The organism is Streptomyces sp. P17, assembly GCF_032436805.1.
GTDB lineage: Bacteria > Actinomycetota > Actinomycetes > Streptomycetales > Streptomycetaceae > Streptomyces.
This window is the reverse complement of the sequence record NZ_JAVRBF010000265.1, coordinates 1-563: the sequence shown is the minus strand read 5'-3', so window position 1 is coordinate 563 and position 563 is coordinate 1. Positions and strand designations below refer to the sequence as shown.

Below are 563 nucleotides of genomic sequence, written 5' to 3'. Positions count from 1 at the left end.
CGGTGGTGTCAGTGCTGGCCATGGCGGCGGATCTCCCCACGCAGTTCTTCGGTGATCTCGACGGACAGCTCGGCGACCGCGCTGTCCTCGATGCGACGCGGATGCGGGATGCCGACGGTCCACTCCTTGGCGATGCGCCCGGGGCGGGAGGACAGCAGCACGACCCGCTGGGCGAGGCGGACGGCCTCGCGGACGTTGTGCGTCACGAACAGCACCGACAGGCCGGTCTCGCGCCAGATCCGGGTCAGCTCGTCATGCAGCACGTCCCGGGTGATCGCGTCCAGCGCCGCGAACGGCTCGTCCATCAGCAGCACCTTGCTGTCCTGCGCCAACGCACGGGCCATGGCCACTCGCTGCCGCATACCGCCCGACAGCTCGTGCACCCGCTTGCGGTGCGCCCCGCCCAGCCGGACCAGCTCCAGCAACTCCTCGGCACGGCCGCGCCGCTCCGCCTTGGGCACCCCGCGCAGCTTGAGCGCGAGTTCGATGTTCTTGCCCGCGGTCAGCCACGGGAACAGGGCGTGCTCCTGGAACATCAGCGCCGGGCGCCCGTCGGTCGTGAT

At 70.9% G+C, this 563-nt stretch carries 1 protein-coding gene; it reads right to left on the bottom strand.

Annotated features, from left to right (window positions below):
* Positions 1-8: 8 nt before the first annotated feature.
* The coding region (locus tag RMT89_RS40770) for an ABC transporter ATP-binding protein (protein WP_315888801.1) at positions 9-563 on the bottom strand (555 nt) is incomplete at its 5' end.